This window comes from Rhizobium sp. AC27/96, assembly GCF_001692325.1.
Lineage (GTDB): Bacteria > Pseudomonadota > Alphaproteobacteria > Rhizobiales > Rhizobiaceae > Rhizobium.
This window is the reverse complement of sequence record NZ_LXKN01000049.1, coordinates 1-643: the sequence shown is the minus strand read 5'-3', so window position 1 is coordinate 643 and position 643 is coordinate 1. Positions and strand designations below refer to the sequence as shown.

General features: G+C 54.6%; 1 protein-coding gene. It reads left to right on the top strand.

The annotated features are described in order from the left end of the window. Positions 1-643 (top strand): IS21-like element helper ATPase IstB (gene istB, locus A6U86_RS27565; RefSeq protein ID WP_068398030.1); only part of this gene is annotated, 643 nt, incomplete at both ends.

The window sequence follows — 643 nt, the reverse complement described above, 5'->3', positions numbered from 1 at the left end:
GCTACTATTCCGATTCTGTCGCAGCTTCTCAAAGCTGAGACGGCGGAACGAGAGGTCCGATCAACGGCCTATCAGCTCAAGACGGCACGTTTTCCGGCCTATCGCGATCTGAATGGCTTCGACTTTGCAAGCAGCGAGATAAACGAGGCGCTCGTGCAGCAACTTTATCGCTGCGACTTCTTGAATGAAGCCAATAATGTCGTCCTGGTCGGTGGCCCCGGCACGGGTAAGACGCATATTGCCACGGCGATTGGCATCCAAGCCATCGAACATTATCACAAGCGTGTCCGATTCTTCTCTACGGTCGAACTGGTCAATGCGCTTGAGCAGGAGAAGATACAGGGCCGGCCAGGACAGATTGCCAGTCGACTTGCCCATTCTGATCTCGTCATCCTCGACGAGCTTGGGTATCTGCCCTTCAGCGCTTCAGGCGGAGCCTTGCTCTTCCATCTGCTGAGCAAACTCTACGAGCGGACCAGCGTCATCATCACCACCAATCTCAGCTTCAGCGAATGGGCCAGCGTCTTCGGCGATGCCAAAATGACCACCGCGCTACTCGACCGGCTCACCCATCATTGCCACATCCTTGAAACCGGAAACGATAGCTTCCGCTTCAAAAATAGCTCAGCACAAGCACCCAAAA